The 26,559-nt window shown below is 35.6% G+C and carries 17 protein-coding genes and 1 other RNA gene; 12 read left to right on the top strand and 6 right to left on the bottom strand.

Annotation, left to right across the window (positions count from 1 at the left end):
* Positions 1-178: 178 nt before the first annotated feature.
* The 6 genes from rplJ to dnaE all read left to right on the top strand — a co-directional run bounded on the left by rplJ (position 179) and on the right by dnaE (position 14,639).
* Positions 179-700 carry a 50S ribosomal protein L10 gene (rplJ, locus tag ABXT51_RS06760; RefSeq protein ID WP_416694753.1) on the top strand — a complete coding sequence of 174 codons (522 nt, stop codon included), beginning with the start codon at positions 179-181 and terminating at the stop codon, positions 698-700.
* A 24-nt stretch (positions 701-724) separates the two neighbouring features.
* Positions 725-1,105 carry a 50S ribosomal protein L7/L12 gene (rplL, locus tag ABXT51_RS06755; protein ID WP_416694751.1) on the top strand — a complete coding sequence of 127 codons (381 nt, stop codon included), beginning with the start codon at positions 725-727 and terminating at the stop codon, positions 1,103-1,105.
* Between the two features lie 97 nt (positions 1,106-1,202).
* Entirely contained in the window at positions 1,203-5,285 is a 4,083-nt protein-coding gene (gene rpoB / locus ABXT51_RS06750; RefSeq protein ID WP_416694749.1) for a DNA-directed RNA polymerase subunit beta, read from the top strand.
* 14 nt (positions 5,286-5,299) lie between these two features.
* A complete protein-coding gene (rpoC, locus tag ABXT51_RS06745; RefSeq protein ID WP_416694747.1) occupies positions 5,300-9,487 on the top strand; it encodes a DNA-directed RNA polymerase subunit beta' in 4,188 nt (1,395 codons plus the stop codon).
* 160 nt (positions 9,488-9,647) lie between these two features.
* A complete protein-coding gene (gene trpE, locus ABXT51_RS06740; RefSeq protein WP_416694745.1) occupies positions 9,648-11,102 on the top strand; it encodes an anthranilate synthase component I in 1,455 nt (484 codons plus the stop codon).
* Between the two features lie 120 nt (positions 11,103-11,222).
* Entirely contained in the window at positions 11,223-14,639 is a 3,417-nt protein-coding gene (dnaE, locus tag ABXT51_RS06735) for a DNA polymerase III subunit alpha (protein WP_416694742.1), read from the top strand.
* Positions 14,640-15,081: 442 nt separating this feature from the next.
* Here the strand turns inward: dnaE and coaBC are convergent, their stop codons facing one another.
* Positions 15,082-16,275 carry a bifunctional phosphopantothenoylcysteine decarboxylase/phosphopantothenate--cysteine ligase CoaBC gene (gene coaBC / locus ABXT51_RS06730; RefSeq protein ID WP_416694740.1) on the bottom strand — a complete coding sequence of 398 codons (1,194 nt, stop codon included), beginning with the start codon at positions 16,273-16,275 and terminating at the stop codon, positions 15,082-15,084.
* On the bottom strand, positions 16,272-17,315 hold the full coding sequence (gene ribD / locus ABXT51_RS06725) for a bifunctional diaminohydroxyphosphoribosylaminopyrimidine deaminase/5-amino-6-(5-phosphoribosylamino)uracil reductase RibD (protein WP_416696309.1): 1,044 nt from the start codon (positions 17,313-17,315) through the stop codon (positions 16,272-16,274). The genes coaBC and ribD overlap by 4 nt, the downstream gene beginning before the upstream one ends.
* Before the next feature lie 48 nt (positions 17,316-17,363).
* Here ribD and recA point away from each other — a divergent pair, with 48 nt between their 5' ends.
* Genes recA through tgt form a run of 3 tightly spaced genes read left to right on the top strand, consistent with a single transcriptional unit; the run spans position 17,364 to position 19,951 of the window.
* Complete coding sequence (gene recA / locus ABXT51_RS06720; RefSeq protein WP_416694738.1) at positions 17,364-18,413, top strand: recombinase RecA; 1,050 nt, start codon at positions 17,364-17,366, stop codon at positions 18,411-18,413.
* The gene (locus tag ABXT51_RS06715) at positions 18,388-18,816 is read left to right on the top strand and encodes a regulatory protein RecX (protein WP_416694736.1); all 429 of its coding nucleotides are present in this window, start codon (positions 18,388-18,390) and stop codon (positions 18,814-18,816) included. Before recA ends, ABXT51_RS06715 begins: the two co-directional genes overlap by 26 nt.
* Positions 18,817-18,850: 34 nt before the next feature.
* Positions 18,851-19,951 (top strand): tRNA guanosine(34) transglycosylase Tgt, encoded by a 1,101-nt coding sequence (gene tgt, locus ABXT51_RS06710; protein WP_416694734.1) that lies wholly within the window; start codon positions 18,851-18,853, stop codon positions 19,949-19,951.
* 11 nt (positions 19,952-19,962) lie between these two features.
* Here tgt and mrdA read toward each other — a convergent pair whose 3' ends face one another.
* From mrdA to ABXT51_RS06690, 4 genes are read right to left on the bottom strand one after another with little or no spacing between them, the layout of a single operon-like run.
* The gene (gene mrdA, locus ABXT51_RS06705; RefSeq protein ID WP_416694732.1) at positions 19,963-21,816 is read right to left on the bottom strand and encodes a penicillin-binding protein 2; all 1,854 of its coding nucleotides are present in this window, start codon (positions 21,814-21,816) and stop codon (positions 19,963-19,965) included.
* A gap of 13 nt (positions 21,817-21,829) precedes the next feature.
* The gene (gene mreD / locus ABXT51_RS06700; RefSeq protein ID WP_416694729.1) at positions 21,830-22,297 is read right to left on the bottom strand and encodes a rod shape-determining protein MreD; all 468 of its coding nucleotides are present in this window, start codon (positions 22,295-22,297) and stop codon (positions 21,830-21,832) included.
* The gene (gene mreC / locus ABXT51_RS06695; protein WP_416694726.1) at positions 22,290-23,093 is read right to left on the bottom strand and encodes a rod shape-determining protein MreC; all 804 of its coding nucleotides are present in this window, start codon (positions 23,091-23,093) and stop codon (positions 22,290-22,292) included. The genes mreD and mreC overlap by 8 nt, the downstream gene beginning before the upstream one ends.
* Before the next feature lie 25 nt (positions 23,094-23,118).
* Positions 23,119-24,150 (bottom strand): rod shape-determining protein, encoded by a 1,032-nt coding sequence (locus ABXT51_RS06690; RefSeq protein ID WP_416694723.1) that lies wholly within the window; start codon positions 24,148-24,150, stop codon positions 23,119-23,121.
* A 92-nt stretch (positions 24,151-24,242) separates the two neighbouring features.
* On the opposite strand from ABXT51_RS06690, the gene ABXT51_RS06685 reads away from it, so the two are divergent.
* From ABXT51_RS06685 to ABXT51_RS06675, 3 genes are all read left to right on the top strand, one after another.
* On the top strand, positions 24,243-25,739 hold the full coding sequence (locus ABXT51_RS06685) for a fumarate hydratase (protein WP_416694721.1): 1,497 nt from the start codon (positions 24,243-24,245) through the stop codon (positions 25,737-25,739).
* A 66-nt stretch (positions 25,740-25,805) separates the two neighbouring features.
* Positions 25,806-26,157, top strand: an RNA gene (gene rnpB / locus ABXT51_RS06680) — RNase P RNA component class A.
* Positions 26,158-26,227: 70 nt separating this feature from the next.
* Positions 26,228-26,557: a DMT family transporter gene (locus ABXT51_RS06675; RefSeq protein WP_416694719.1), complete on the top strand. Its 330-nt coding sequence runs from the start codon at positions 26,228-26,230 to the stop codon at positions 26,555-26,557.
* Positions 26,558-26,559 lie beyond the last annotated feature (2 nt).

Below are 26,559 nucleotides of genomic sequence, written 5' to 3'. Positions count from 1 at the left end.
TTCTTTGGGCGACAAGGCGACTTGTTCTGCCTCAAAGACCATAGGTGCGATAGATTGATTATAATTTGTTGCTTAATAAATTGATCCTTCAATTTGCCTATGTAGAGGGTATGGAAAATACCTTGTGGCGAAAGTTATAATTTTATAGCTTTTATTTTTTAATTGTTCAGGAGAGATTATGGCTCTAAATCTTGAAGCAAAAAAAGCAGTTGTCGAACAGGTAAATGCAGTAGCTAATGGTGCTGTGTCTGTTGGTGTTGCTGAGTATCGTGGATTGAATGTTGGACAAATGACTAATTTGCGGAATGCTGCTATGGACGCAGATGTTTCTTTGCGTGTTGTAAAAAATACGCTTGCAAAGAGAGCATTAGCTGAGACAGGATGTGAATGTATTACTCCAGTCTTAAGTGGACCGGTTATCTTGGGTTTCTCCCAAGAAGATCCGGGAGCTGTAGCTCGTGTTTTTCGTGACTTCATTAAAGATAATGAAGCATTAGTTGTTAAAGGTTTGGGAGTTTCCGGTGAATTTATTGATGCAGATCAACTAAAAAGAATCGCGAGCTTACCAACTAAAGATCAGGCAATCAGTATGTTGATGGCGTTGATGCTTGCACCAACTGAGAAGTTAGTTAGAACTTTAAACGAAGTTCCAACTAAGTTGACTCGTGTTGTAGCAGCTATTCGTGATCAAAAACAATAATAATTATATAGAGGAGTAAATATCATGGCGAAATTAAGCAATGAAGATATTTTAGGTTCAATTGCAGATATGTCTGTAATGGATGTTGTTGAACTAGTATCAGCAATGGAAGAGAAGTTTGGGGTTTCTGCAGCAGCAGTTGCAGCGGCACCAGTAGCAGTAGCAGCGGATGCTGGCGCAGCAGCCGAAGAAAAGACTGAGTTTAATGTAATGTTAACAAGCTTTGGCGATAAGAAAGTTGCAGTTATTAAGGCTGTTCGTACTATTACAGGATTAGGTCTGAAAGAGGCTAAAGATCTTGTTGAAAGTGCGCCTGCAGCAGTTAAAGAAGGCGCATCAAAAGCGGAAGCTGATGACATTCAAAAACAGCTTGAAGAAGCTGGCGCTAGCGTAGAACTTAAGTAATTTGTTCAAAGCTATAAACCAAAATCCCCAAAAGGGGGTTTTGGTGTTTCTTTAGAAGTAATTTTGAAAACTATTTATCGATTATTACGGGGCATCCATGACTTATTCATTTACAGAAAAAAAACGTATCAGAAATAATTTTGGAACAAGAGAGTCTATTCTTAAAGAACCAGATTTATTATCCATTCAGATTAATTCATTTAATAGCTTTATTCAAAAAGGGGCTATTGAAAAGGAAAATATTGGGCTTCACTCTGTTTTTCAATCAGTATTTCCAATTACAGCCCTTAATGGTTATGCCGAAATTGAATATTTAGATTATGAGCTTCAAGAACCTAAATATAATGTTAAAGAATGTAAGCTACGTGGAGTAACATACGCTGCAACATTGCAAGTTAAACTTAACTTGGTTCTTTTTGACAAAAATGGTTCTAATTTAAAAAAGAAGCGTCGTGTTAAGCAAATTATCGAAGAAAGTGTCTATTTAGGTCAGCTTCCATTGATGACTGATACTGGAACCTTTGTAATTAATGGAACTGAGCGTGTTGTGGTTTCTCAGCTTCATCGTTCTCCAGGAGTTATTTTTGAGCATGATAAGGGCAAAACGCACTCTTCTGGAAAAATATTATTTTCATCACGTATTATTCCTTATCGTGGTTCATGGTTAGACTTTGAGTTTGATCATCACGAACACTTGTTTGTTCGAATAGATAGAAGAAGAAAGTTACCTGTGACTACATTGCTTCGAGCTATGGGACAATCAACAAATGATATTATTGATACTTTCTTTGATCATATTGTTGTTAAATTAAAATCAAAATCGTGTGATCTAGTCATCAAGCCTGAGCGCTTGAAGGGAATTATTGCAGAGTTTGACATTAAGGTTGGAAAGGACGTTATTGTTGAGCAAGGGCGTCGTATTACTGCTAAGCACGCAAAAATGCTTCAAGATGCAAAAGTAGAGTCAATTAATGCTCCACTTGCGTACCTTATTGAAAAAGTCATTTCTGCAGATATAGTTGATACTGATACTGGTGAAATTTTATTAGCTGCAAATTCCTTAATAACTGAAGAATCTATTGAAATATTAATTGCGACTAAGATTAAGAAGGTTAATATTATCTATCTAAATGATGCTGAAAATGGTATCTATATTTCTGACACGCTTCGTCTTGATGAGCTGCAAACAGAGATTGAAGCTCGCATGTCAATCTATCATGTAATGAGACCGGGTGAACCTGCAACTGAAGATGCTGTTAATACACTTTTTTCTAATCTATTTTTTAATAATGATCGTTATGATCTTTCTCGTGTTGGTCGAATGAAGTTGAATAGAAGGCTCGGTGTTGCTAGTGAAACTGGGGAGCATGTTCTAACTCATGATGATATTATTAATGTAATAAAACAGTTAATTGATATTAAAAATGGACATGATGTTGTAGATGATGTCGATACTTTAGCTAATAGAAGAGTAAGAGCTATTGGTGAAATGATTGAAAACCAATTTAGAATAGGCCTTATTCGTGTTGAAAAAGCAGTCAAAGAAGGTTTGAATCTTGCTGAAACAGATGAATTAACTCCACAAGATCTTATTAATTCTAAGCCAGTTTCAGCAGCCGTTAGAGAGTTTTTTGGATCCTCACAATTGTCTCAATTTATGGATCAAGTGAACCCATTATCAGGTGTAACACATAAACGCCGAATATCAGCCTTAGGGCCTGGTGGGCTAACAAGAGAGCGTGCTGGTTTTGAAGTTCGTGATGTTCATCCGTCTCATTATGGCCGATTGTGTCCAATTGAAACGCCAGAAGGCCCAAATATTGGTTTAATTAACACTTTGGCAGTATATGCAAGAACAAATGACTATGGTTTTTTAGAAACGCCATATCAAGTAGTTAAGAAGGGCCTTGTTACTAAAGAAATTGTTTATATTTCTGCAATTGATGAAATTGATCACACCATCGCCCAAGCCAACTCTAAGGTAGATGGTAAAGGTTATTTGGTAGACGATCTAGTTTCAGGTAGGCATAAAAATGAGTTTGTATTGGTAGATAAGTCTGAAGTAACACTTATTGATATTGATTCAAAACAAATATCATCTGTAGCAGCTTCACTCATACCATTTTTAGAGCATGACGATGCTAACCGTGCACTAATGGGTTCAAATATGCAGCGACAAGCAGTCCCTGTTCTTCGAGCTGAAAAACCGCTGGTTGGAACAGGTATCGAGCGTGTTGTTGCGACTGATTCACGAGTTTGTGTGGTTGCGAATCATGATGGTATTGTTGAAACAGTAGATGCATCAAGAATTGTAATTCGAGTTGATTCTAAGCAAGCAAAGGCTGGAGAGCTTGGTGTTGATATTTATAGTTTAGTTAAATATTCTCGTTCTAATCAAAATACTTGTATTAATCAAAAGCCACTTGTTCAGCCAGGTGATAAGATTGTTGCAGGAGATGTTTTGGCAGATGGACCATCTACCGATTTAGGTGAGCTTGCACTAGGGCAAAATATGATGATTGCCTTTATGCCTTGGAATGGATATAACTTTGAAGATTCAATACTAATATCTGAAAAAGTAGTTCAGGAAGATCGTTATACTTCAATTCATATTGAAGAGCTTACTGCATATGCAAGAGATACAAAGCTTGGTACTGAAGAAGTTACTGCAGACATACCCAATGTGAGTGAATCTGCACTATCAAAACTTGATGATGTTGGGATTGTATATGTTGGTGCTAGAGTTAAAGGTGGTGATATTCTTGTAGGAAAGGTGACCCCTAAAAGTGAAACAGTTCTTTCTCCTGAAGAGAAATTATTGCGTGCTATTTTTGGAGAAAAAGCTAATAATGTGAAGGATACTTCTCTAAGAATGGGTGCATCAAAGTCTGGTGTTGTAATTGATGTTCAGATATTTACTAAAGATCGAGTTGCAAAAGATTCGCGTGCATTGGTTATTGATGAAGAGCGATTAGAGGGTATTAAAAAAGATATTGATGATGAGTTCGGTATTATTGATGGAGATATCTTTCGCCGTATTCGTTTAAAACTCTCTGGGAATGTTTCTACTACTAATATGGGTAATATTAAAAGTGGTGACAAACTTACTTCTAAAGATTTAAAGCCACTAGAAAATAGTGAATTAGCAAAATTGAAAGTTAATGATGCAGCTATAAATAAAGAAGTTGCTTTATTAGTTAAGCAGTCAAAAGCAAAACAAACAGAGTTTGAACTTTTTTATGAGCAAGAGAGTGCAAAAATTAAAGAAGGTGCTGAATTACCACCAGGAGTACAAAAAATGGTGAAGGTTTATGTGGCTACACGTAAAACACTCCAGGTTGGTGACAAGATGGCTGGACGACATGGTAATAAAGGTGTTATTTCTCGTGTATCTCCAGTTGAAGATATGCCACACCTTGCAGATGGTACGCCAGTAGATGTTGTACTTAATCCGCTTGGTGTTCCTTCTCGTATGAATGTTGGGCAGGTACTTGAAGTTCACTTAGGGTGGGCTGCTAAAGGTTTGGGATATAAGATTGGTAACTTACTAGATCAGCATCGTAAAGATACAATTAAACAAATCCGATCAATGCTTGATTCTATTTACAATAGCTACGGAAAAGCAGAAGATTTAAAATCATTTAGTGATGATGAAATACTTGAGTTAGCTAATAATCTTCGCTCTGGTGTTCCAATGGCAACGCCAGTTTTTGATGGAATTAAAGAAGAAGATATTAAATCGCTACTTAAGTTGGCAGGTTTGCCAGAAAGTGGCCAAATTCAACTTTTTGATGGCAGAACTGGTGATTCATTTGATCGTGATATAACTGTTGGTTATATGCACATGTTGAAGCTTAATCATTTAGTAGATGATAAGATGCATGCTCGTTCGACAGGTCCATACTCATTAGTAACCCAGCAGCCACTTAGTGGTAAGGCTCAATTTGGTGGTCAAAGGTTTGGTGAAATGGAAGTTTGGGCGCTAGAGGCATATGGTGCAGCTTACACGCTTCGAGAAATGTTAACGGTTAAGTCTGATGATGTTACTGGAAGAGCAAAAATGTATAAAAATATAGTTGATGGTGAGAATCGCACTGAGTCAGTAATGCCAGAGTCATTCAATGTACTAGTGAAAGAGATTCGATCTCTAGGTATTGATACTGAACTCGAACAACATTAAATTAGGAGAATCCCTTGAAAGATTTATTACAAATTTTAAAACAGCAAAATAAAGAACAAGATTTTGATGCAATAAGAGTTGGTTTAGCTTCTCCTGAAAAGATTCGATCGTGGTCGTTTGGTGAAGTAAAAAAACCTGAAACCATTAACTACAGAACTTTCAAACCTGAAAGAGAAGGGTTGTTCTGTGCCAAAATTTTTGGTCCAATGAAAGACTTTGAGTGCTTATGTGGGAAATACAAACGCATGAAGTTTAGAAATGTAGTGTGTGAAAAATGTGGTGTTGAAGTTACTCTTTCTAAAGTAAGACGTGAAAGGATGGGGCATATAGAGCTTGCAGCACCAGTAGCACATATTTGGTATTTGAAGTCACTACCTTCTAGATTAGGGTTGCTCATGGATATGACTTTAAAAGATATTGAAAGGGTTCTTTATTTTGAAGCTTTTTTGGTAACTGATCCAGGCAGCACTCCGTTGATTAAAAAACAACTTCTTACAGAAGAGATGTATTTTGATGCTTTAGATCAATTTGGTGATGATGAGTTTGTTGCAAAAATGGGTGCAGAAGCTATGCAAGATGTTCTTTCAGAAATGCAGCTTGAAAAAGAAGCGGCAAATTTACGAGAAGATGCTCTTAGTACTAAATCACAAACTAAACTGAAGAAAATTAATAAACGTCTTAAGTTAGTTGACTCATTAATAAAGTCTGGAAATAAGCCTGAATGGATGGTTTTAAATGTGCTTCCTATTCTTCCACCAGATCTAAGGCCTTTGGTTCCTTTAGATGGAGGCCGTTTTGCAACATCTGATTTAAATGACTTATACCGCCGAGTAATTAACAGAAACAACCGTCTTGGTAGATTATTAGAGCTTGATGCGCCAGAAATTATTGTTAGAAATGAAAAACGTATGCTTCAAGAAGCTGTAGATTCGTTAATCGATAATGGTCGACGTGGTCGTGCTGTAATGGGAAATAATAGACGTCCTCTTAAGTCAATTGCTGATATGATTAAAGGTAAGCAAGGGCGTTTCCGTCAAAATTTACTTGGGAAAAGGGTTGATTATTCTGGCCGTTCTGTCATTGTTTGTGGTCCATATTTAAAGCTTCACCAGTGTGGATTGCCTAAGAAGATGGCTTTAGAGCTTTTTAAGCCTTTCATTTATAATCGTCTTCAGGCAAATGGATTGGCATCAACTATTAAAGCAGCAAAAAAAATGGTTGAAAGCGAAATTCCTGAGGTTTGGGATATTCTTGAAAGAGTTGTGCATCAACACCCAGTTCTATTAAATCGTGCACCAACACTTCATAGACTTGGTATTCAAGCATTTGAACCTCTTCTAATTGAAGGTAAAGCAATCCAGCTTCATCCTCTTGTATGTACTGCATTTAATGCAGACTTTGATGGTGATCAGATGGCTGTTCACGTCCCACTTTCTGAGGAAGCTCAATTAGAGGCAAGAACTCTAATGTTGGCATCAAATAATATTCTTCATTTGGCTAGTGGTGACCCAATTATTATTCCATCTCAGGATGTAATCTTAGGTCTTTACTACATGACAAGAGAAATGGTTAACCAGCAGGGTGAGGGCATGATTTTTGCCAATACTAATGAAGCACTTGCAGCTTATGATGCTAAATTAGTTAGCCTTCATGCAAAGATTAAATTAAGAGTTCAAGATTATATAAAAGTAGAGTCTAACTTCATTGCTTCAAGCAAACGTATAGTTGATACAACAATTGGCAGAGCAATATTTTCTAGAATTTTGCCAAAAGGATTGTCATTTGATTTAATTAATGAGGCTTTAACTAAAAAAGTAGTTTCAAATCTAATCCACGTATGCTATAGATCTCAGGAGCTTAAGGAAACTGTAATTTTTGCTGATCAGATGATGTATATGGGCTTTGAGTACTCTACTAAATCAGGCATATCATTTTGTTCAAATGACATGATTATTCCAAGTGAGAAAGCTGAAATGATAGACAAAGCTTCTGCTCAGGTTAAAGATGTCCAACAACAATTTGCTTCTGGTGTTGTTACAAATGGAGAGCGTTATAATAAAGTTATTGATATTTGGTCAAGAACCTCAGAAGAAGTTGCTAAAGCAATGATGGATAAAGTAGGTTATGAAGATATTACTGATGCTGAAGGAAATACAGAAAAGAAGCCATCTTTCAATTCAATCTATATGATGGCAGATTCAGGTGCTCGAGGTTCTCCTGCACAGATACGTCAGTTAGCAGGAATGCGTGGCTTAATGGCAAAGCCAGATGGATCAATTATTGAAACTCCAATTACAAGTAATTTCCGAGAAGGTCTTAATAACATGCAGTACTTTATTTCAACGCATGGAGCTCGAAAAGGATTGGCTGATACAGCATTAAAAACTGCTAACTCAGGTTATTTAACTCGAAGACTTGTTGATGTAGGCCAAGATTTAGTTGTAACTGAGGAAGATTGTGGGACTAAAAATGGTTTGATAATGAAATCAGTTATTGATGGAGGAAATGTTGTTCAAACATTAGGAACTGCAGTCCTCGGACGGGTTGTTTCTGAAGATATATTAGTGCCAAATACAAAGGATGTATTTTTAGAAAAAGATCATTTAATTACTTTGGATGATTCAGATAAGATTAATGAGTTAGGTATTGAGTTTATTAAAGTTCGTTCGGCAATTACATGTGAATTATCATATGGTGTTTGTGCATCTTGTTATGGAAATGATATGGCAAGAGGGCATAAGATTGGAGTGGGCGAAGCTGTTGGTGTAATTGCTGCTCAATCAATTGGTGAACCAGGAACTCAGCTAACTATGCGTACTTTCCATATTGGTGGAGCTGCAAGCTCGTCTACTGCTGTTAATAGTATTAATATTAATACTGATGGTATTGTTCATTTTGAAAATATGAAGTCTATTAAAAACGCTAGTGGTGATTTTGTTGTTGTATCAAGATCATCTGAAGCCTCAATTAGAAATGAATTAGGCCAGGTAAAAGAGCGCTATAAGTTGCCTTATGGAGCTATAGTTCATTTTAAAGATGGTGGTAAGGTAAAAGCTAAAGATAAGATTGCTGATTGGGATCCGCATACACATCCAATCATAGCTGAAAATTCTGGAAGAGTTTCATTTATCGATTTTAAAGAAGGCTTAACGGTTACAAAAAATTCAGATCCATTGACTGGCTTAATCTTCTTTGAAATAATTGAAGAGGCAGAAAGAACTTCGGCAGCAAAAGATATGAAGCCTATGCTTCAATTGATTGATAAAAAGGATAAAAAATCTATATTATCTACACATTATTTGCCATCAGGAGTTAAAATAAATTTAGAGGATGGTCAGCTTATTACGGCAGGTGATATTCTCGCTAAGATTCCTAAAGCTGTCTCAAAGACTAGTGATATTACAGGTGGTCTGCCAAGAGTTGCTGATTTATTTGAAGCTCGTAAAGCTAAAGATCATGCTATTCTAGCTGAAACTATGGGTGTAATAAGTTTTGGAAGCCCCACAAAATCAAAAGTTCGAATGCTTATTACGAATCCTGAAGGTGACATAACTGAAATGATGATTCATCATTGGAGGTCAATAAATGTGTTCGATGGAGAAACTGTTGAAAAAGGTGATGTAATATCAGATGGACCTTATAACCCTCATGATATTCTTCGCTTGTTAGGTGTTGAAGCTTTGGCTAACTACATGGTGAGAGAAGTTCAAAACGTTTATAGGCTTCAAGGAGTTAAGATTTCAGATAAGCATATTGAAGTTGTTGTTAAGCAAATGCTTAGAAAAGTTGAAATTATTGACAATGGAGACTCTCATTATGTAAATGGAGAGACTGCCGAGTATGTTCACGTTGTAGAGAAAAATAAGCAGTTAAAGGCACAAAAGAAAGATGAAATTGTATTCCAAAGGTTGTTAATGGGTATTACAAAGGCATCATTGTCAACAGAGTCATTTATCTCTGCTGCCTCTTTTCAAGAGACTACAAGAGTTCTTACTGAAGCTTCAATAACAGGAAGAGTAGATGATCTTAGAGGTCTTAAAGAGAACGTAATTGTGGGAAGACTTATTCCTGCTGGCACTGGCTTTAAACACCATCAGGAAAAGAGAAGAAAACGCATAGATGCCTCATTTATGCAAACGAATGAAGCTGAGCAAGAGCTGTCTGCTCAGTTGAGTGAAGTTGAGGTTGAAGTGGAAGAATAATAAGGTTTAATTTTAAATTAAAGGCATTTCAATTTAGTTCCTAAATTGGAGTGCCTTTTTTGTATACTGAAGTTGAATCTCAATTTAATCATTTAAAAAAGCCTTTCACTGAGTATTTAATCTAAAGATTTCGTAATCTGGGTAATGCTAAAATATACCCATGCAAAAGTCAAAATTCAACAGCCTTATTAATGAAGGCTTTAACCATATCCCTCTTTCTAAAGAGATTGTTATTGATACGGAAACGCCTCTGGCTTTATATCTTAAGCTTGCTAATAATCCTTATAGTTACTTTTTAGAATCTGTTCAAGGTGGTGAAAAATGGGGGCGATATTCATTTATTGGATTAGCTGCTGAAACAGTAATTAAAGTTTATAACTATGAAGTTCAAGTTGAAAAAAATGGAAAATTAATTCACGAGAATTTAGTAGAGGATCCGCTTGAGTGGATTGAAAAATACCAGAATCAATTTAAAGTTCCACAGTTAGATAGTCTGCCAGATTTTAATGGTGGATTAGTTGGATACTTTGGATATGAAATAGTTCGATATATAGAGCCAAAACTATCACATATAAATAAAACTGATGAGCTGAATGTTCCAGATATTTTATTAATGGTTTCAAATGATCTTTTGGTAGTTGATAATTTAACTAGTAAAGTGCACATAATTACGCATGTTAATACTAGTGAAGAGTCATTTGAAGAGGGCCTTGAAAAGCTTAGTTTAATTGAAGCTAACATTAAGAAATCATTTGAATATTCTTCTACTCCTTCTGAAAATATAAAGTCAGAAGATTTTGTATCAAGCTTTGGAAGAAAAAATTATATAAGTGCAGTTGAAAAAGTTCAAAAATACATTAAAGCTGGGGATGTTATGCAGGTTGTTCCATCTCAACGATTAAGCTGTGCTTTTAAGTCAAATCCTGTTGAGCTTTACCGGCAATTAAGAATACTTAATCCTTCTCCATATATGTATTTTCTTAATTTAAATGACTTTGCAATAGTTGGCTCCTCTCCTGAAATATTAACACGTGTGGATAACAATAATATCGCAACTATAAGGCCTATAGCGGGAACTCGTTCAAGAGGAAAAACACTTGAAGAAGACCTAAAGTTAGAAAAAGATCTTTTATCAGATGAAAAAGAAATTGCTGAACATTTAATGTTAATTGATCTTGGCAGAAATGATTTAGGCAGAATTGCTAAAACTGGAAGTGTTACTCTTACAGATAAAATGTTCATAGAGCGATACTCGCATGTTATGCATATTGTTTCAAATGTGGAATGTGAGTTAAAAGAAAATATGAGTTCTATTGATGTTCTTAGAGCTACCTTTCCAGCAGGTACATTAAGCGGTGCACCAAAAGTAAGGGCAATGGAAATTATTGATGAAGTTGAAGATTTAAAGCGTAATATTTATTCTGGAGCTATTGGTAATTTATCGTGGCATGGTGGAATGGATCTTGCAATAGCTATTAGAACCGCTATTATTAAAGATCAGAGGCTATATGTCCAAGCTGGAGCAGGAATTGTTTATGATTCTTTGCCTGAAATGGAGTGGCAAGAAACTATGGATAAAGCTCAAGCATTGATTAAGGCTGCGCAAAATATCTAACCAATTCATTGGTTTATTTTTTATAGTTGAATTTCAGATATATAATTGTTAAAAGCTAAAAGTCAGTATTGAAATTGTTTGTAAAATAGGGCAGTAAATTTCATATTTTTTTTCGGATAAATGAGTTCTGTGGATTTTGTTCATCTTCAATGTCAAAGTGAGTATTCTGTAAAGAATAGCTTAGTTCGTGTTTCAAAACTTATAGATAGCGTTAAAGAAGCAGGTATGAAAAGCGTTGCTCTAACTGATGATATGAGCCTTTTTTCTGCGATTAAATTTTATCAAAAAGCAACTAATGCTGGCATTAAACCTATTATTGGCGCAAAAATATCCGTAGATTTTGATTTAGGTCATTATCAAGTGCTCTTACTTTGTCAAAACCACGAGGGCTATTTAAATCTTTCAGAGCTTATTTCCAAGGCCTACCTAAATGAGCAAGGAATTTCAATTGTTAGTGTTACAGAAGAACAATTAATTTCCCACCAAAAGGGCTTATTTATGATTGCAACTCCAATCAGCTCAGACATATCTCAATTACTTTTGACAAATGAGTTAGAACTTGCTCATACTAAAGCTAAACACTGGCAATCTATTTTTAAAGATCGATATTATATTTCGGTACAAAGAACTAATAGACATTCAGATGAAAATCTTCTTAACCTTACTATTGAATTAGGATTGAAGTTAGATATCCCGGTTGTTGCTACTAATGATGTGCAGTTTCTAAGTAAAAGTGATTTTGATGCTCATGAAGCTAGGATCTGCATAGCTGAGGGAGAGCTTTTAGATGATTCCAGGCGTTTAAAATTTTTTAGCAATAGCCAATATCTAAAGACTGCCGATGAAATGTCTGAACTATTTAAAGACTATCCTCAGCTGATAGTAAATGCTTCTGAAGTAGCCAAAAGATGTAACTTACACTTTAAATTATTCGAGAAGAATTATCTTCCAGCCTTTCCAATACCAAAAGGAAAGTCTATAGCTGAATTTTTTAGTGAGGAGTCAATTAAAGGCCTTCAAGTTAGACTTAAAGACCTTAATGTAAATGAAAAGAGTTATTTTGAAAGACTTAATTTTGAATTATCCGTAATCCTTGAAATGGATTTCCCAGGTTACTTTTTAATTGTTTCTGATTTTATAAGATGGGCTAAAGAAAATGGAATTCCAGTTGGTCCAGGTAGGGGCTCAGGAGCTGGCTCTCTTGTGGCATGGGCACTTTCTATAACTAATGTAGATCCTATTCAGCATGATCTTTTATTTGAGCGTTTTTTAAATCCAGAGCGAATCTCAATGCCTGATTTTGATATTGATTTTTGCACAGATCGTCGAGATGAAGTTATTGCTTATGTTTCGAATAAATATGGCTCAGAAAAAGTATCACAGATTATTACTTATGGAACCATGGCAGCTAAAGGCGTAGTGAGAGATGTAGGAAGGGTATTAGGACATCCTTATGGTTTTAGCGACCAGATATCTAAGATGATACCAAATGAACTAAAAATGACTTTAGGTAAGGCACTAGAAGACTCCAATGAATTGAAAGCAAGATATGATTCAGAGGAAAGTGTTTCAACACTGATTGATTTATCTCAAGATTTAGAAGGCCTCATTAGGAACGTTGGCACCCACGCTGGCGGCGTTGTTATTGCACCAAGTAAAATTAGTGATTTTTGCCCAATTTACAAAGGATCCGATGAGTCAGATGTTGTTGTTTCTCAATTCGATAAAGATGATGTTGAAGCTGTAGGGCTTGTAAAATTTGACTTTTTGGGATTATCAAACTTAACTGTAATAGATAAAGCGGTAAAAATTATAGCTAAAAAAAGCTTAAGTGAGAGTGAGGGTTTGATTGATATTGATAAACTTAAGCTTGATGATCCAAAGGTATTTAAGTTACTCCAAGATTGTAATACTACTGGAGTTTTTCAGCTTGAATCAGATGGAATGCGAGGCTATTTAAAGAAACTTAAACCGGACTCTTTTGAAGATATTGTTGCTATGCTGGCGCTTTATAGACCAGGCCCACTAGACGCCGGCATGGTAGATGATTACATACAAGTAAAACATGGAGCACAAGTAAGGTATCCACATAAGATGTTAGAGGAAATTTTAAAGCCCACAAATGGGGTATTTCTATATCAAGAGCAAGTAATGAAATCTGCTCAAGTTATGGCTGGTTACTCTTTAGGTGGTGCAGATATTTTACGCCGCGCGATGGGCAAGAAAAAAGTTGAAGAAATGGCAGAGCAGCGTGAAGTATTTGTAAAAGGAGCGGCTGAAAAAAATATTGAAGAGAGTAAGGCAAATGAAATTTTTGATCTTATTGATAAGTTTTCAGGTTATGGGTTTAACAAATCTCACTCAGTTGCTTACGCCTATATTTCATATCAAACAGCATGGCTTAAAGCTCATTTTCCGGCTCCATTTATGGCTGCTGTTCTATCAGGAGTTATGGATGATACTGACCGTATAGCATTTACAGTTGGAGAGACTAAGAAAAATGGTGTTGTAGTTATTGCGCCAGATATAAATCAATCTGAGTATGAGTTTAGCATTACTGATAATAAAACAATAGTATATGGACTAGGGGCTATTAAAGGTGTTGGAGAAGCACTTGTCAAAGAGATAGTTTTAGAGAGAGAAAAAAATGGAAAATATTCTGATATTTTTGATTTGTGTTTTCGAATAGAAAAAAAATTTTTAAATCGTAGGGCTATCGAAGCTTTAATATATAGTGGAGCATTTGATTTATTTGATATTAAGAGGGCAACATTAATTGCGACGTATCCAAGAGCAGTTAGACAGGCAGAACAAAGACAAAACGATTTATCAAGAGGCCAAGATAGCCTTTTCGGAGAAGTGGATAGTCATACTGAGTATGAAAAAAATTATATAAAAGGAGAGTTTCTCTCATTTAAAAATGTAATGAAGTTTGAAAAAAATGTAATGGGTTACTATCTAGAACGCCACCCTACAGATTGGTATAAATCAGATTTAAAATCAATAGTTTGCGCGTTACCAAAAGATTTGATATTTAGAAATAATCGTGAAGTGAGGGTTCTTTCGCTCATATCTGACATTGTCTATAGAAATACAAGACGAGGCCAAATGGCAAGCCTAACTATTGAAGATGGAGAGAAAAGAATTAATGCTGCAGTCTTTTCACAAAAACTTGCAGAAAATAGCGAACATATATTATTAGATGAAGTGGTTGTAGTTTCTGGAAAGGTAAATAAAGATTTCAGAGAGCAATGGCAGATTGTCGTCGACCGAATAGATCCAGTTGACAGAGTTCAAATAAAATATGCTAAATATCTCAAAATTAAACTAACAGAAGAGAACAAAAATAAGTTCGTAAAGCTGTGTGCACTATTGAAAGAATATCCAGGAAAGTGTCCAGTAATTATTGAGTATCAGTCGCCTAATTCATCTGGAAAGATCCCTCTTTCTAAAGAATTTGATATTTCATTAAATCGAGAGTTTTTAGATTCAATTGAGAGAAAATTTGGTCATGGAAAATATCAAATCCAATATTAGATAAATCACAAATTTGCCTTTAATTAGTCGCTTAAAGAGCTATATTAAGGCCTTTAACTGTGTTCAATTTATTGGAAGTTTAATAGGTATTAATTAGTTTAATTTAACTCAAAAATAAAGCTTTTATTATTGAATATGAATGGAGATTTAAATTCACTAATTTAGCCTCTGAAGCCCAGTCTATAAGGGCAAAACTTAAAAAGTTATCCGCGAATTGTTAATTAAGTAGATTGACGTCTAAAGTAGAAATAAATTTATAAATTTTTAAAAATATAAGTCATTGATTTATAACAAAAAAATTCATATGATTATTTATTAACCAAAACCATAGAAATTGTTAGTCTGAAGCTTAATTTGTATCTTAATTTTCAGATATCAACAGAGTTATCCACAGTATTGTGGGTAAGTCGACTAACCCTTGATTTATAAGCATTTACAGCATTTAGAAAAAATATTTTGTAACTTTTGTTATTATCTTTTCTGCAATAATTTGTTTACTACTTTTATCTATTTTCTCAGTTTTTTCTTGTGATATAAAGTGAACTTCATTCTCATCTGAGTTTAGCCCAATATCACTTCTTGAAATGTCATTTAAAATAATTGCATCACACTTCTTAATCTTTAATTTTGCTGTTGCATTGGCAAGAAAATTTTCAGTTTCAGCTGAAAATCCAATGCAGATAGGTTTGTTTTTAAGTTTACAAACACTTTCTAAAATATCTTTATTTTTTATAAGCTCAATTGGAGCTAAATTCCCATTTTTTTTAATTTTATTTGGATTTATTTTCTTTGGCCTAAAATCTGCAACTGCAGCACAGCTAATAAATAAATCTTGATTTTTTATTTGTTTCATTACTTCGTCGTACATTTCATTAGCACTAGTGATGTAAGTTACTTTTGCTCTTTTTTCTACTTCTACTGATATTGATCCAATTATTAATGTTGTTTCTGCTCCAGCTTGAATACAGCTATGCGCAAGAGCCATTCCCATTTTCCCACTACTATGATTTGATATATACCTAACTGGATCAATTGCTTCAATAGTTCCCCCTATTGTTATTAGAACTTTTTTTCCACTAAGAGCGTTATTTGAAAATAGAGTTGCTACTTGTTTTGCAATTTCTACTGGTTCAGCTAACCTACCTTCACCTACATCGCCGCAAGCTTGCTCACCAAATCCTGGATTTATTGTTACTACTCCTCTATTATTAAGTATCTTTAGATTTTCCTTAATTGCTTTAGATGCAAACATTTGTTGATTCATTGATGGTGCAATTAATATAGAGGCATTTGTTGCAAGAATTACAGTTGATAGAAGATCATCTGCCTTGCCATGACAAAGTCTGGCTATGGTATTTGCTGATGCTGGAGCTATGATTACTGCATCAGCCCATTTTGCGAGTTCAATGTGCCCCATTGCTAGCTCTGCTTCTTTATCCCAGAGGTTGTAATAAACTTTATTTTTTGAAACCGTTTGAAGTGATAGTTCACTAACAAACTCTCTGCCTCCACTAGTAATAATGACTTTAACTTCTGCACCTAAATCTTGCAACCTTCTAACAATGTCAGGTGATTTATAGGCAGCAATAGAACCGCTAACTCCTAATAGAATTCTTTTATTTGTTAAGTTATTCATTTGATAGTCGCTCTAATTTTAATATCACAATCTATTTGACTAACTTCAATAATATGAAGTTTAATTTTTTCAGACATTTTTTTTAAAGGTATTTCTATCATTGGATTAGCATCACTTCCAAGTATTAATGGAGCAGTGTAGATAATAAACTCATCAATTAGCCCAGCCTCAGTCATTGCACCATTAAGGCCGCTACCAGCTTCTAAAAGTAAATTATTAATACCCATTTCTCCTAGTTTTATAAGCGCAGATTTTAGATTTAATTTTCCATTAGCAAGAAGTTCTGAATTATCGTTATTTAAAATGAGGGTTTGAGCATCAGATGAAAAAATGTTAAGAGATTTATCAGTAATATTATTTTTACTATCTATTACAACACGAAGTGGGTTTAAATCTGCATTTTCGTTTCTAACAGTCATCTTCGGATTATCGCTTTTGATTGTTCCTGAGCCTGTCAAGATAGCCTGATTTAAGCTTCGCAGAATTTGTACATCCTCTCGAGAAGCTTCAGAGGTAATCCATTTACTCTCCCCATTCCTCATTGCCGTTCTTCCGTCAAGGCTCATTGCAATTTTTGATGTTACAAAGGGGAGGCCACTGGTCATTCTTTTAATAAAACCACGATTAATTTTATTAGCTTCCTCTTCAAGCAACCCAACTTTAACTTCAATGCCACTATCTTGAAGTGCCCTCACTCCTCTTCCAGAAACTAGTGGATTAGGATCAAGCATTGCAATAAAAACTTTTTTAACTCTAGCTCTAATAAGTGCCTCAGCACATGGCGGCGTCTTGCCAAAATGAGAGCATGGCTCAAGTGTAATATATACTTTAGTATTCTCACCTTTGTAATTAATTTTATCCAAGGCATTTGCCTCTGCATGGGACTCTCCATAATGACGATGGTAGTCTTGGGCAATAATTTTATCATTACGAGAAATCACACATCCTACCATTGGATTTGCGCCAACAGCTTTACGACCAAACTGAGAAAGTTTGAGTGCAAGAGCCATACATTCTGTATCTTGATGAGTGAAAGCCATTATAATAATTGCATATAAATTTATTATCATTTTACGCGGGAGAACGGAGTGGATGAAAAGAAAAAACAAGCACTACAAGTAGCACTTGGACAAATTGAAAAGCAGTATGGAAAAGGGTCTGTTATGTTTTTGGGTGATGAAGAGGCGAGAAGTGATATTGAAGCTGTTTCAACGGGCAGTTTAAGCCTTGATATAGCTTTAGGAATTGGTGGCTTACCTCGAGGTAGAGTTGTTGAAATTTATGGTCCTGAGTCTTCAGGAAAAACAACTATGACTCTTCATGTTATTGCCGAAATGCAAAAATTGGGTGGTACAGCGGCATTTATTGATGCAGAACATGCTCTAGACCCTTCTTACGCAAGAAAACTAGGCGTAAATACAGATGATCTTCTAATTTCTCAGCCTGATACTGGTGAGCAAGCTCTAGAAATTACAGATATGCTAGTTCGCTCTGGAGGTGTTGATATTGTTGTCATTGACTCAGTTGCCGCGTTAACTCCTAAAGCTGAAATTGAAGGCGAAATGGGCGCCTCTCATATGGGCTTACAAGCCAGGTTGATGTCTCAAGCGCTAAGAAAGCTTACATCCAATATTAAGCGAACTAATACTATGGTAATTTTTATTAATCAACTTAGAATGAAGATTGGTGTGATGTTTGGTAATCCTGAAACTACAACTGGTGGAAATGCACTTAAATTTTATGCATCCGTAAGACTTGATATTCGAAGAATTGGTGCTATTAAAAAAGGCGATGAAATTCTTGGAAACGAAACTCGCGTTAAGGTTCTCAAGAACAAGGTTGCTCCACCATTTAAAAAAGCTGAGTTTCAAATTTTATATAATCAAGGTATCTCTAGGGAGAGTGAGATAATTGATTTAGGAGTTGAGCATGGTTTTGTTGAAAAGGCAGGAGCTTGGTATAGTGTTGAAGGGGAAAGAATTGGCCAAGGTAAGGATAATTCTCGTGACTTCTTAAAAGAGAATACTAAAATGAGCAAAATGCTTGAGGCAAAAATTCGTGAGAAATTAATGAGTAAAGATATTGACGAAATACAGCCTGTAAAGAGTGATAATGACGAAACAGAGTCAGCAGAGTAAATGCTATGCAGCCGCATTAAAGATGTTAATGAGGCGAGAGCACTCCAAATTAGAATTAAGGCAAAAATTAAATCTTAAAGATTTTGACGATGCTGTCATTAATGGCAGCATCTCTTTATTAGTTGAACAAAAATACCAGAGTGATGAAAGGTTTTCTGAGGCTTTTATACTTATGCGCTTCAACCAAGGCAAAGGGCCTATAAAAATCTCTATGGAGCTTAAATCAAGAGGTGTTAGTAAGTTTGATTTAACTTTATTTAATTGGTTTGAGCTTGCAAAAGACGTTAAGAGTAAAAAATTTGGAGACAGCAAGTTTTTAGACTATAAAGAAAAGTCTAAACAAAAACGTTTTTTAGAATCAAGAGGCTTTGGGTTTGATGAAATAAATCAAGCATTCCAATAAAGCTAAAAAAACAGATATTTTTTATAACCTTATTATGAAATTTGAACTTAAAAATACAGATAAAAAAGCTCGATTAGGTAAGCTTACTTTTGAGCGTGGTGAAGTTAATACCCCAGCTTTTATGCCCGTAGGAACTTACGGAACAGTTAAGGCAATGACTGTTGATGAGGTGAGAGATTTAGGCGCTGAAATTATCCTAGGAAATACATTTCACTTATCAATAACGCCAACTACGGAAGTGATTGAGGCTCATGGCGACCTCCATGACTTTATGAATTGGCCGGGCCCAATTCTAACTGATTCTGGTGGGTTCCAAGTCTTTAGCTTGGGCAAGATGCGGAAAATAACTGAGCAGGGTGTTAAATTCAGATCACCAAAGGATGGGTCAGCAATTTTTATGGGCCCTGAGGAGTCTATGCAAATTCAGTATAAACTGGGCTCAGATATTGTTATGATATTTGATGATTGCACGGCTTATCCTGCTGAAAAAAATGTTGTTGATCAATCTATGCAGCTTTCACTTCGATGGGCAAAAAGATCTTTAGAGGAGCACAAAAGGCTCAACAATAAAAATGCTCTTTTTGGAATTATTCAGGGCGGAATGCATAAAGAGTTTCGCCTTCATTCAGCTGAGTCATTAGTTGAGATGAATTTTGATGGTTATGCTATTGGTGGTTTGTCGGTTGGAGAGCCAAAAGAAGAAATGATGAATGTTCTCAGTTACTTACCTGATCTTATGCCTTTAAATAAGCCAAGGTATCTAATGGGTGTCGGAACTCCTGCAGACTTAGTTGAGGGTGTTGCAGCTGGGGTTGATATGTTCGACTGTGTAATGCCATCTCGTAACGCAAGAAATGGGTACTTATTTACTTCAGAGGGCGTTGTAAAAATTCGAAATGCAAAATATAAGAAAGATACTAGCCCTCTAGATCCTAATTGTAATTGCTCAACTTGTCAAAATTATTCAAGGGCATATCTTCACCATTTACAAAAATCAAATGAAATTCTAGGGTCCCGCCTAAACACCCTTCATAATCTTTTCTATTATCAGTATTTGATGAAGTCAATTAGAGAGGCAATAAAGAGTAATACATTTTCTGACTTTAGAAAAAAATTCTATGCTGAAAAGCTATAAAGAGATTTAATCTAATTAAGTGTATTTAGCTCAACTGGATTTTTAATAAAGTATTCGTCTAATAGTTCTCTTGCCAAAGGTGCCGCTTTTGAGCTACCACTGCCTGCATTTTCAACAATAATAGCAATTGCCACTTGGGGGTCTTCAATAGGTGCAAACCCAGTAAATAGAGCATGATCCCTTAATTTCTCTTCAATATTTTCAGCAATGTACTCTTCTTCTGGGTCAAGACCAAAAACCTGTGCGGTTCCAGTTTTACCCGCTAGGCTATATTTAAGCTTATTGTTAAGTCTTTTGGCTGTCCCAAATTTGCCATATACCGTTTGCTTCATTGCTTCAATAATTAGCTCCCAATTATTGATATCCTTTATAGGTATTTGATTTGATTTTAGGTTTTGTTCTTCAAATAAATCGCCATTTTTTGATTGAGAATGCATCATTACTTGGGGCATTAATAGCTGGCCTTTATTTGCTATAGCTGCTGTTGCTAAAGCAAGTTGAAGAGGGCTTGCAGTCATAAAACCTTGGCCAATTCCTGTTATAAGAGTTTCTCCTCTATACCAAGGCTCGTCCTTATTAATCTTTTTCCACTCTCTAGAGGGAAGGATGCCGCCAAGCTCTCCTGGCAAGTCAATTCCAGTTTTTTTGCCAAATTGAAAATATGAAAGGCTATCATGAATTTGATCAATGCCCATATTGAAAGCTAAATCATAGAAAAATACATCACATGATTGAGCAATAGCCTCAATCACATCTACTTTCCCATGACCAGTTCGTTTCCAGTCATTAAACTTTCTAGAGTAATTATTTAACTTGTAGTATCCAGGACAAAAGGTGCTATCTTTAATAGTTATATTATTTAGCTCTAAACCAGCAAGAGCAACCATTGGCTTAATAGTCGATCCAGGAGGGTAGAGTCCTTTAATGCTTCTATCAAAAAGTGGCAAATCTTCATTAGAACTGAGCTCATTATATCTTTCGACTGTAATTCCATTAACAAACCAATTGGGGTTATATGAAGGGGTACTGACTAGACTGAGTATTGACCCATCTTTAACATTTATAAGTGCTATAACGCCTCTATTATCTCCAAGAAGTGATTCAGCTTTAAGTTGCAAGTCTATATCAATATTTAAGTAGATATCTTGCCCAGCAATAGAGGGCGTTATAATTTTGGTATCAACAATTCGCCCAGCTACATTTCGCTCAATTTGTTTTATACCAGATTGCCCATGAAGTAGCTTTTCATATTGTTTTTCGATACCTGTTTTGCCAACAAAATTTGTGCCGTTGTAATTTTTTTTATCATAAATACTTTTATCTGTTTTACTCATTGAAGAGACGTATCCAATGAGATGCGCGCTTGATTCTCCATAAGGATAAACACGATGAAAATACGGCTCAACCTCAACGCCAGGGAGTTGGTTTTCTAATAGAAATGAAGCAACTGATGACTCAGAAAGATTAAATTTTAGGGGTATGTTATGAAATTTTTTAAAGCGACTTAATTTTTTATTAAATTTTTTTATATCTTCATAAGTAATTAAATCACTTATTTCTAATCCTATCAATGTTTCGTTTAAATTGGTTACTTTTTCTGGAGTGATCGTCAATATGTATGAAAATTCATTAGTTGCTAAAATTTTCCCATTTCGATCTAGAATATTCCCCCTAATTGGTGTTATAGGAAGATTTTGCATTTGATTGCCAAGAGCTTCTTCTACATAGTAATCATGCTTAGTTACTTGAAGATTAAAGAGCCTTAGTATTAAGATCAGAGTTATCGAAAGCATTATGATTATGGAAATAATTACTCTTGATTTGAATACTAATTTTTCGCGCTTAATGTTTCCAATTTTTTCCATACTGGTAAGTTATCTAATGCTTAAATTTAGCTAATAAAAATCGAATAAAAGGCCAAAAAATTGCAGCAGTAATTGGAGAAAGTAATATCAACCACTCAAAATTTAGGCCATGAGAAAATTGATGGACCAATAAAAATACAATCAAATAAATTAAAGATCCTAAAAATATATATACCTGTTGAGTCGTCAAATTTGAAACAAAAAAAGATTTTTTTACATTTAAAATAAAAGCAGAGCTTAGGACTAAGGCAAGAGAATTTTGACCTAGAATCCCTCCCTGAAAGATATCAAGTAATATTCCAAGAATAAATGCAGCACTATAGATATTCTTACTGTTTGAATAAATAAGCCAATAGCAAAAAAAAGACAATAGCCAAAAAGGAGAGGCTAACTCTAGAAAATATGGCAGCGAAATTGCACTAATTATAAATGCAATAATAGATATTTTAAATAGAAGAAAAAAGTGATTTGAATTAGTCATTTTTTCCTTTAATAATTAGGACCATTTCTAATTTATTCATATTTTGAGATGGCTGAAGTGTAATTGATAAGAATGAGGCATCTAATGAATCATCAATTGAGGTTACTCTTCCCACAAGATAGCCAGACGGGTATGAATTACCAATTCCACTAGTAAGGAATAAATCTCCAACTTTAATATCTGAATCTAATGGTACATACTCAACAATCATGCCTGTTTCATTTGATGCCAATCCCTTGGTAATACCTCTAATTCCATTTCTTGAGTTTTTAACTGGCATAAATTGGGTGGGGTCAGTTAGAAGACGAACCGTTGAGAACATAGGAGTAACTTGCATAACTTGACCTACAGCACCATCTGAGCCAATTATAAGTTGAGATAGGGTTACTTTATCATTTGAACCCTTGTCAATGACTATTATTTTGGATAGTCTAGACTGCGAGATTGACTTAACACTTGCAAGCAAAACATCATGGTTTGGTATTTCATAGCTTGAATTTAAAAGCCCTGAAATTTTTTGATTTTCTAAAGCTAGATTATTGTAGGTTTGAAGCCTTACTTTAAGTTCAATTAATTGGCCGTTTAGATAATCATTTTCACTAATTAGAACTTCATTAACAGCACCCTTTTCATTAACCCAGTCAATAACTTGACTGGGCAAATCAACAACTACATAAATTGGACTGAGAAGAGTTAAGGTCAATTTCTTAAAACTATCTAAGTAAGAAAAACGAGTATCTAATACAATTAAAATAATTGAAAGAAATACTGGTACGCAAAGTTTTAAAAGTCGCATTATTAATGCCTCGACTTATTTTTATTCACTCAGCTGCTAAAAACCCCATATCATGCTGATTAATCATTTCTAAGGCAATTCCTCCACCTCTTGCAACACAGGTAAGTGGATCATCTGCAATAGTGACAGGTAAGTTTGTTTGATTATGAATTAGCTTATCAAGCCCCTCTAAAAGAGCACCACCACCAGTAATAACTAGGCCATTTTGTGCAATATCTGATGATAATTCAGGAGGCGTTTGCTCAAGGGCAGTTCTTAGTGCGCTGATAATCATTCCAAGAGGCTCGCTCAATGCTTCTAATATTTCTGAGTTAGTGACTTCAAAAGCAACTGGAAGGCCAGTAGAAACTGCGCGTCCTCTAAATTCGTTCTTACGAACGATTTTTGATTCAAAAGCACTTCCAACTTCTTCTTTAATTTGCTCAGCTGTGGCTTCACCAATAATAATGCCATGGACCCTTCTTACAAATTTAACAATAGTATCATCAAAAACATCTCCTCCAACTCTCAAAGAGTCAGAATAAACGATTCCATTTAAAGATAGTATTGCGATTTCAGAAGTTCCACCACCAATATCAAGAACCATTGCTCCTGAAGCTTCTTCAATTGCCATGCCAGCACCAAGTGCCGCCGCCATAGGCTCTTCAATGAGATAAACATCTCTTGCTCCAGCGCCTACAGCACTTTCTTTAATCGCGCGTCTTTCAACTTGAGTGGCACCACATGGGACACAAATTAATACTTTAGGGCTTGGTGAGAAAAAGCCAGCTTTTAAAACTTTTTTCATAAAGTATTGAAGCATTTTTTCAGTAACCTTAAAGTCAGCAATTACACCATCTTTCATTGGTCTAATGGCTTCAATTGAGCCAGGAGTTCTTCCAAGCATATTCTTTGCTTCTTGACCTACGGCTATGACTGTTGACTCTAAAGCGCCCTTTTCATGCCTTAATGCAACAACTGAAGGTTCATTTAGGACTACTTTACCGTCCATATAAATAAGTGTATTAGCTGTTCCAAGATCGATTGATAGATTTTGGCCATTGAATAAATTGAACATAAGGGAATCCTAGCAAAAAAATGATTAAAATGAAATGAGATTATAATATATCTTGCTTTAATATACTAGACAATAGGTGAATCCAAATAAATATGATAATTAAACAAGGCCATTTAGTACAGAGTATCCATTCTGCATTGCAGTATATTTCTTATTATCATTCACCAGATTTTATTAGCGCAATGGTTTTGGCTTATGAAAGAGAGACTAATCAGAGCGCAAAAAATGCGATATCTCAGATTTTAATTAACTCTAAGATGTGCGCTCTGGGTAAGAGGCCAATTTGTCAAGACACTGGGATTGTTAATGTTTTTGTTGAAGTTGGAATGGACATTCAGTGGGAGTCTGAGCTTACCCTCGAAGAGATGATCAATGAAGGAGTAAGGAGGGCCTACAATGAGCCTGATAACCTCTTAAGGGCTTCAATCGTTAGTGATCCATTGTTTAGTCGAAAAAATACTCAAGACAATACTCCTGCAGTTATCCATACCAAATTAGTTAAAGGAAATAAATTAGATATTACGGTTGCTGCAAAAGGAGGCGGCTCTGAAAACAAATCAAAGTTTACAGTTTTAAATCCTGATGATAATCTGACGGATTGGGTTCTGAAAACAATTCCAACGATGGGTGCGGGTTGGTGCCCTCCAGGAATGATAGGTATTGGAGTTGGCGGAACTGCTGAAAAAGCCATGCTAATGGCCAAATCAGCGCTCATGGACCCAATCGATATTAATCAAATTAAAGATAAAAGTGATCCCACTGAAATAGAATCCCTAAGAATTAATTTATTTAATAAGATCAACGCGCTTGGAATTGGCGCTCAAGGTCTGGGCGGTTTAACAACAGTTCTTGACGTTAAGATTCAAGATTATCCAACGCATGCAGCTTCACTGCCAGTTGCAATGATTCCAAACTGCGCTGCTACGAGGCATGTCCACTTTACGTTAGATGGCTCTGGAGTTGCTGAATTGCCAGAGGTTGATTTAAGTCTCTATCCAGACTTGGAGATGGACGTTTCTAAGTACACAAAGGTAGATTTAAATAACCTAACTCAATCTCAAATGGAGCATTGGAATATTGGAGACACACTGCTACTATCAGGAACAATTATTACTGGAAGGGACGCTGCCCATAAGCGCCTTAAGTCAATGATTGATGATGGAGAGGGGCTTCCTAAAGGCGTTAATTTTGATAACAAATTTATATATTATGTCGGGCCAGTAGATGCTGTGGGTAATGAAGTAATCGGTCCAGCAGGCCCAACAACCGCGAGTAGGATGGATAAATTTACTGACATGATGCTAGAAAACACAGGAATTTTGGGCATGATTGGTAAGGCTGAGCGCGGCGACTCAACTATTAAAAGTATTAAAAAGCACAAGGCAAGTTATTTGATTGCAGTTGGCGGTGCTGCTTACTTAATTTCTAAGTCCATTAAGAAGGCAAAAGTTGTTGCCTTTGAGGAGATGGGAATGGAGGCGATCTATGAACTTGAAGTTAAAGATATGCCGGTAACTGTCGCAGTTGATACTGATGGTGAAAATATCCATCAAGTGCTGGATAATATTCCTATAACATTTCAGAATTAGATAAAGTCTTTATTCGATCTTAGTGCACTGTTTAAACGGTGAATTCCTAGCGTATAATTTTCCATTGAAGTTGGCCGGATGGTCGCCGAGTGCAATTGCGCTAGGAGGAAAGTCCGGGCTCCAAAGAGCAAAGTGCTAGTTAACCGCTAGGCGCAGTGATGCGACGGAAAGTGCAGCAGAAAATAAACCGCCTGTTTCGATAGGTAAGGGTGAAATGGTGAGGTAAGAGCTCACCGCGGACTTAGTGATAAGTGTGGCATGGTAAACCCCACTTGGAGCAAGCTCAAATAGGAAGGCATTGGCGCTGCTCGCGTTGTCTTCGGGTAGAGTGCTAAAGATGCTTGGTGACAAGTATCGTAGATGAATGACTATCATGACTTTGGTCATACAGAACCCGGCTTATAGGCCAACTTCAATTATTTTTTATAGTTCTTGTAAAGTTTATTTCTTAAGGTTATACTGTGATTTTTACAGTCAATTTAATCTTTATGACTTACGTTTACTTAGCGCTTGCTATTGTAGCTGAAGTAGCTGGAACAACGCTTTTAAAGGCTACAGAAGAGTTTACTAGACTCGTGCCAACCACATTTTTGGTTATCTTCTACCTTATTTCTTTTTGGCTAATGACTCTTGCTTTAAGAGAATTGCCGTTAGGCGTGGTGTATGCTGTTTGGTCTGGTTTAGGTATTGTTTTGGTTGCATGTTCTGGGGCAATTATTTATAAGGAGATGCCAGATCTTGCCTCATTTATTGGTATGGCGTTAATTATTTCAGGTGTGGTTGTGATGCACCTATTCTCAACATCAATTAAACATTAATT

Origin of the sequence: Candidatus Pseudothioglobus sp. Uisw_050_01, assembly GCF_048085775.1 — a bacterium.
Lineage (GTDB): Bacteria > Pseudomonadota > Gammaproteobacteria > PS1 > Pseudothioglobaceae > Pseudothioglobus.
The sequence above is the reverse complement of the archived record's forward strand: the minus strand, read 5'-3'. Positions and strand labels throughout refer to the sequence as shown.

Excerpts from the sequence above, each read along its gene's own strand:
- rplJ (WP_416694753.1), top strand. The coding sequence starts at position 179 with ATGGCTCTAAATCTTGAAGCAAAAAAAGCAGTTGTCGAACAGGTAAAT.
- rplL (WP_416694751.1), top strand. The coding sequence starts at position 725 with ATGGCGAAATTAAGCAATGAAGATATTTTAGGTTCAATTGCAGATATG.
- rpoB (WP_416694749.1), top strand. The coding sequence starts at position 1,203 with ATGACTTATTCATTTACAGAAAAAAAACGTATCAGAAATAATTTTGGA.
- trpE (WP_416694745.1), top strand. The coding sequence starts at position 9,648 with ATGCAAAAGTCAAAATTCAACAGCCTTATTAATGAAGGCTTTAACCAT.
- dnaE (WP_416694742.1), top strand. The coding sequence starts at position 11,223 with ATGAGTTCTGTGGATTTTGTTCATCTTCAATGTCAAAGTGAGTATTCT.
- coaBC (WP_416694740.1), bottom strand. The coding sequence starts at position 16,275 with ATGAATAACTTAACAAATAAAAGAATTCTATTAGGAGTTAGCGGTTCT.
- ribD (WP_416696309.1), bottom strand. The coding sequence starts at position 17,315 with ATGGCTTTCACTCATCAAGATACAGAATGTATGGCTCTTGCACTCAAA.
- ABXT51_RS06715 (WP_416694736.1), top strand. The coding sequence starts at position 18,388 with ATGACGAAACAGAGTCAGCAGAGTAAATGCTATGCAGCCGCATTAAAG.
- tgt (WP_416694734.1), top strand. The coding sequence starts at position 18,851 with ATGAAATTTGAACTTAAAAATACAGATAAAAAAGCTCGATTAGGTAAG.
- mrdA (WP_416694732.1), bottom strand. The coding sequence starts at position 21,816 with ATGGAAAAAATTGGAAACATTAAGCGCGAAAAATTAGTATTCAAATCA.
- mreD (WP_416694729.1), bottom strand. The coding sequence starts at position 22,297 with ATGACTAATTCAAATCACTTTTTTCTTCTATTTAAAATATCTATTATT.
- mreC (WP_416694726.1), bottom strand. The coding sequence starts at position 23,093 with ATGCGACTTTTAAAACTTTGCGTACCAGTATTTCTTTCAATTATTTTA.
- ABXT51_RS06690 (WP_416694723.1), bottom strand. The coding sequence starts at position 24,150 with ATGTTCAATTTATTCAATGGCCAAAATCTATCAATCGATCTTGGAACA.
- ABXT51_RS06685 (WP_416694721.1), top strand. The coding sequence starts at position 24,243 with ATGATAATTAAACAAGGCCATTTAGTACAGAGTATCCATTCTGCATTG.
- ABXT51_RS06675 (WP_416694719.1), top strand. The coding sequence starts at position 26,228 with ATGACTTACGTTTACTTAGCGCTTGCTATTGTAGCTGAAGTAGCTGGA.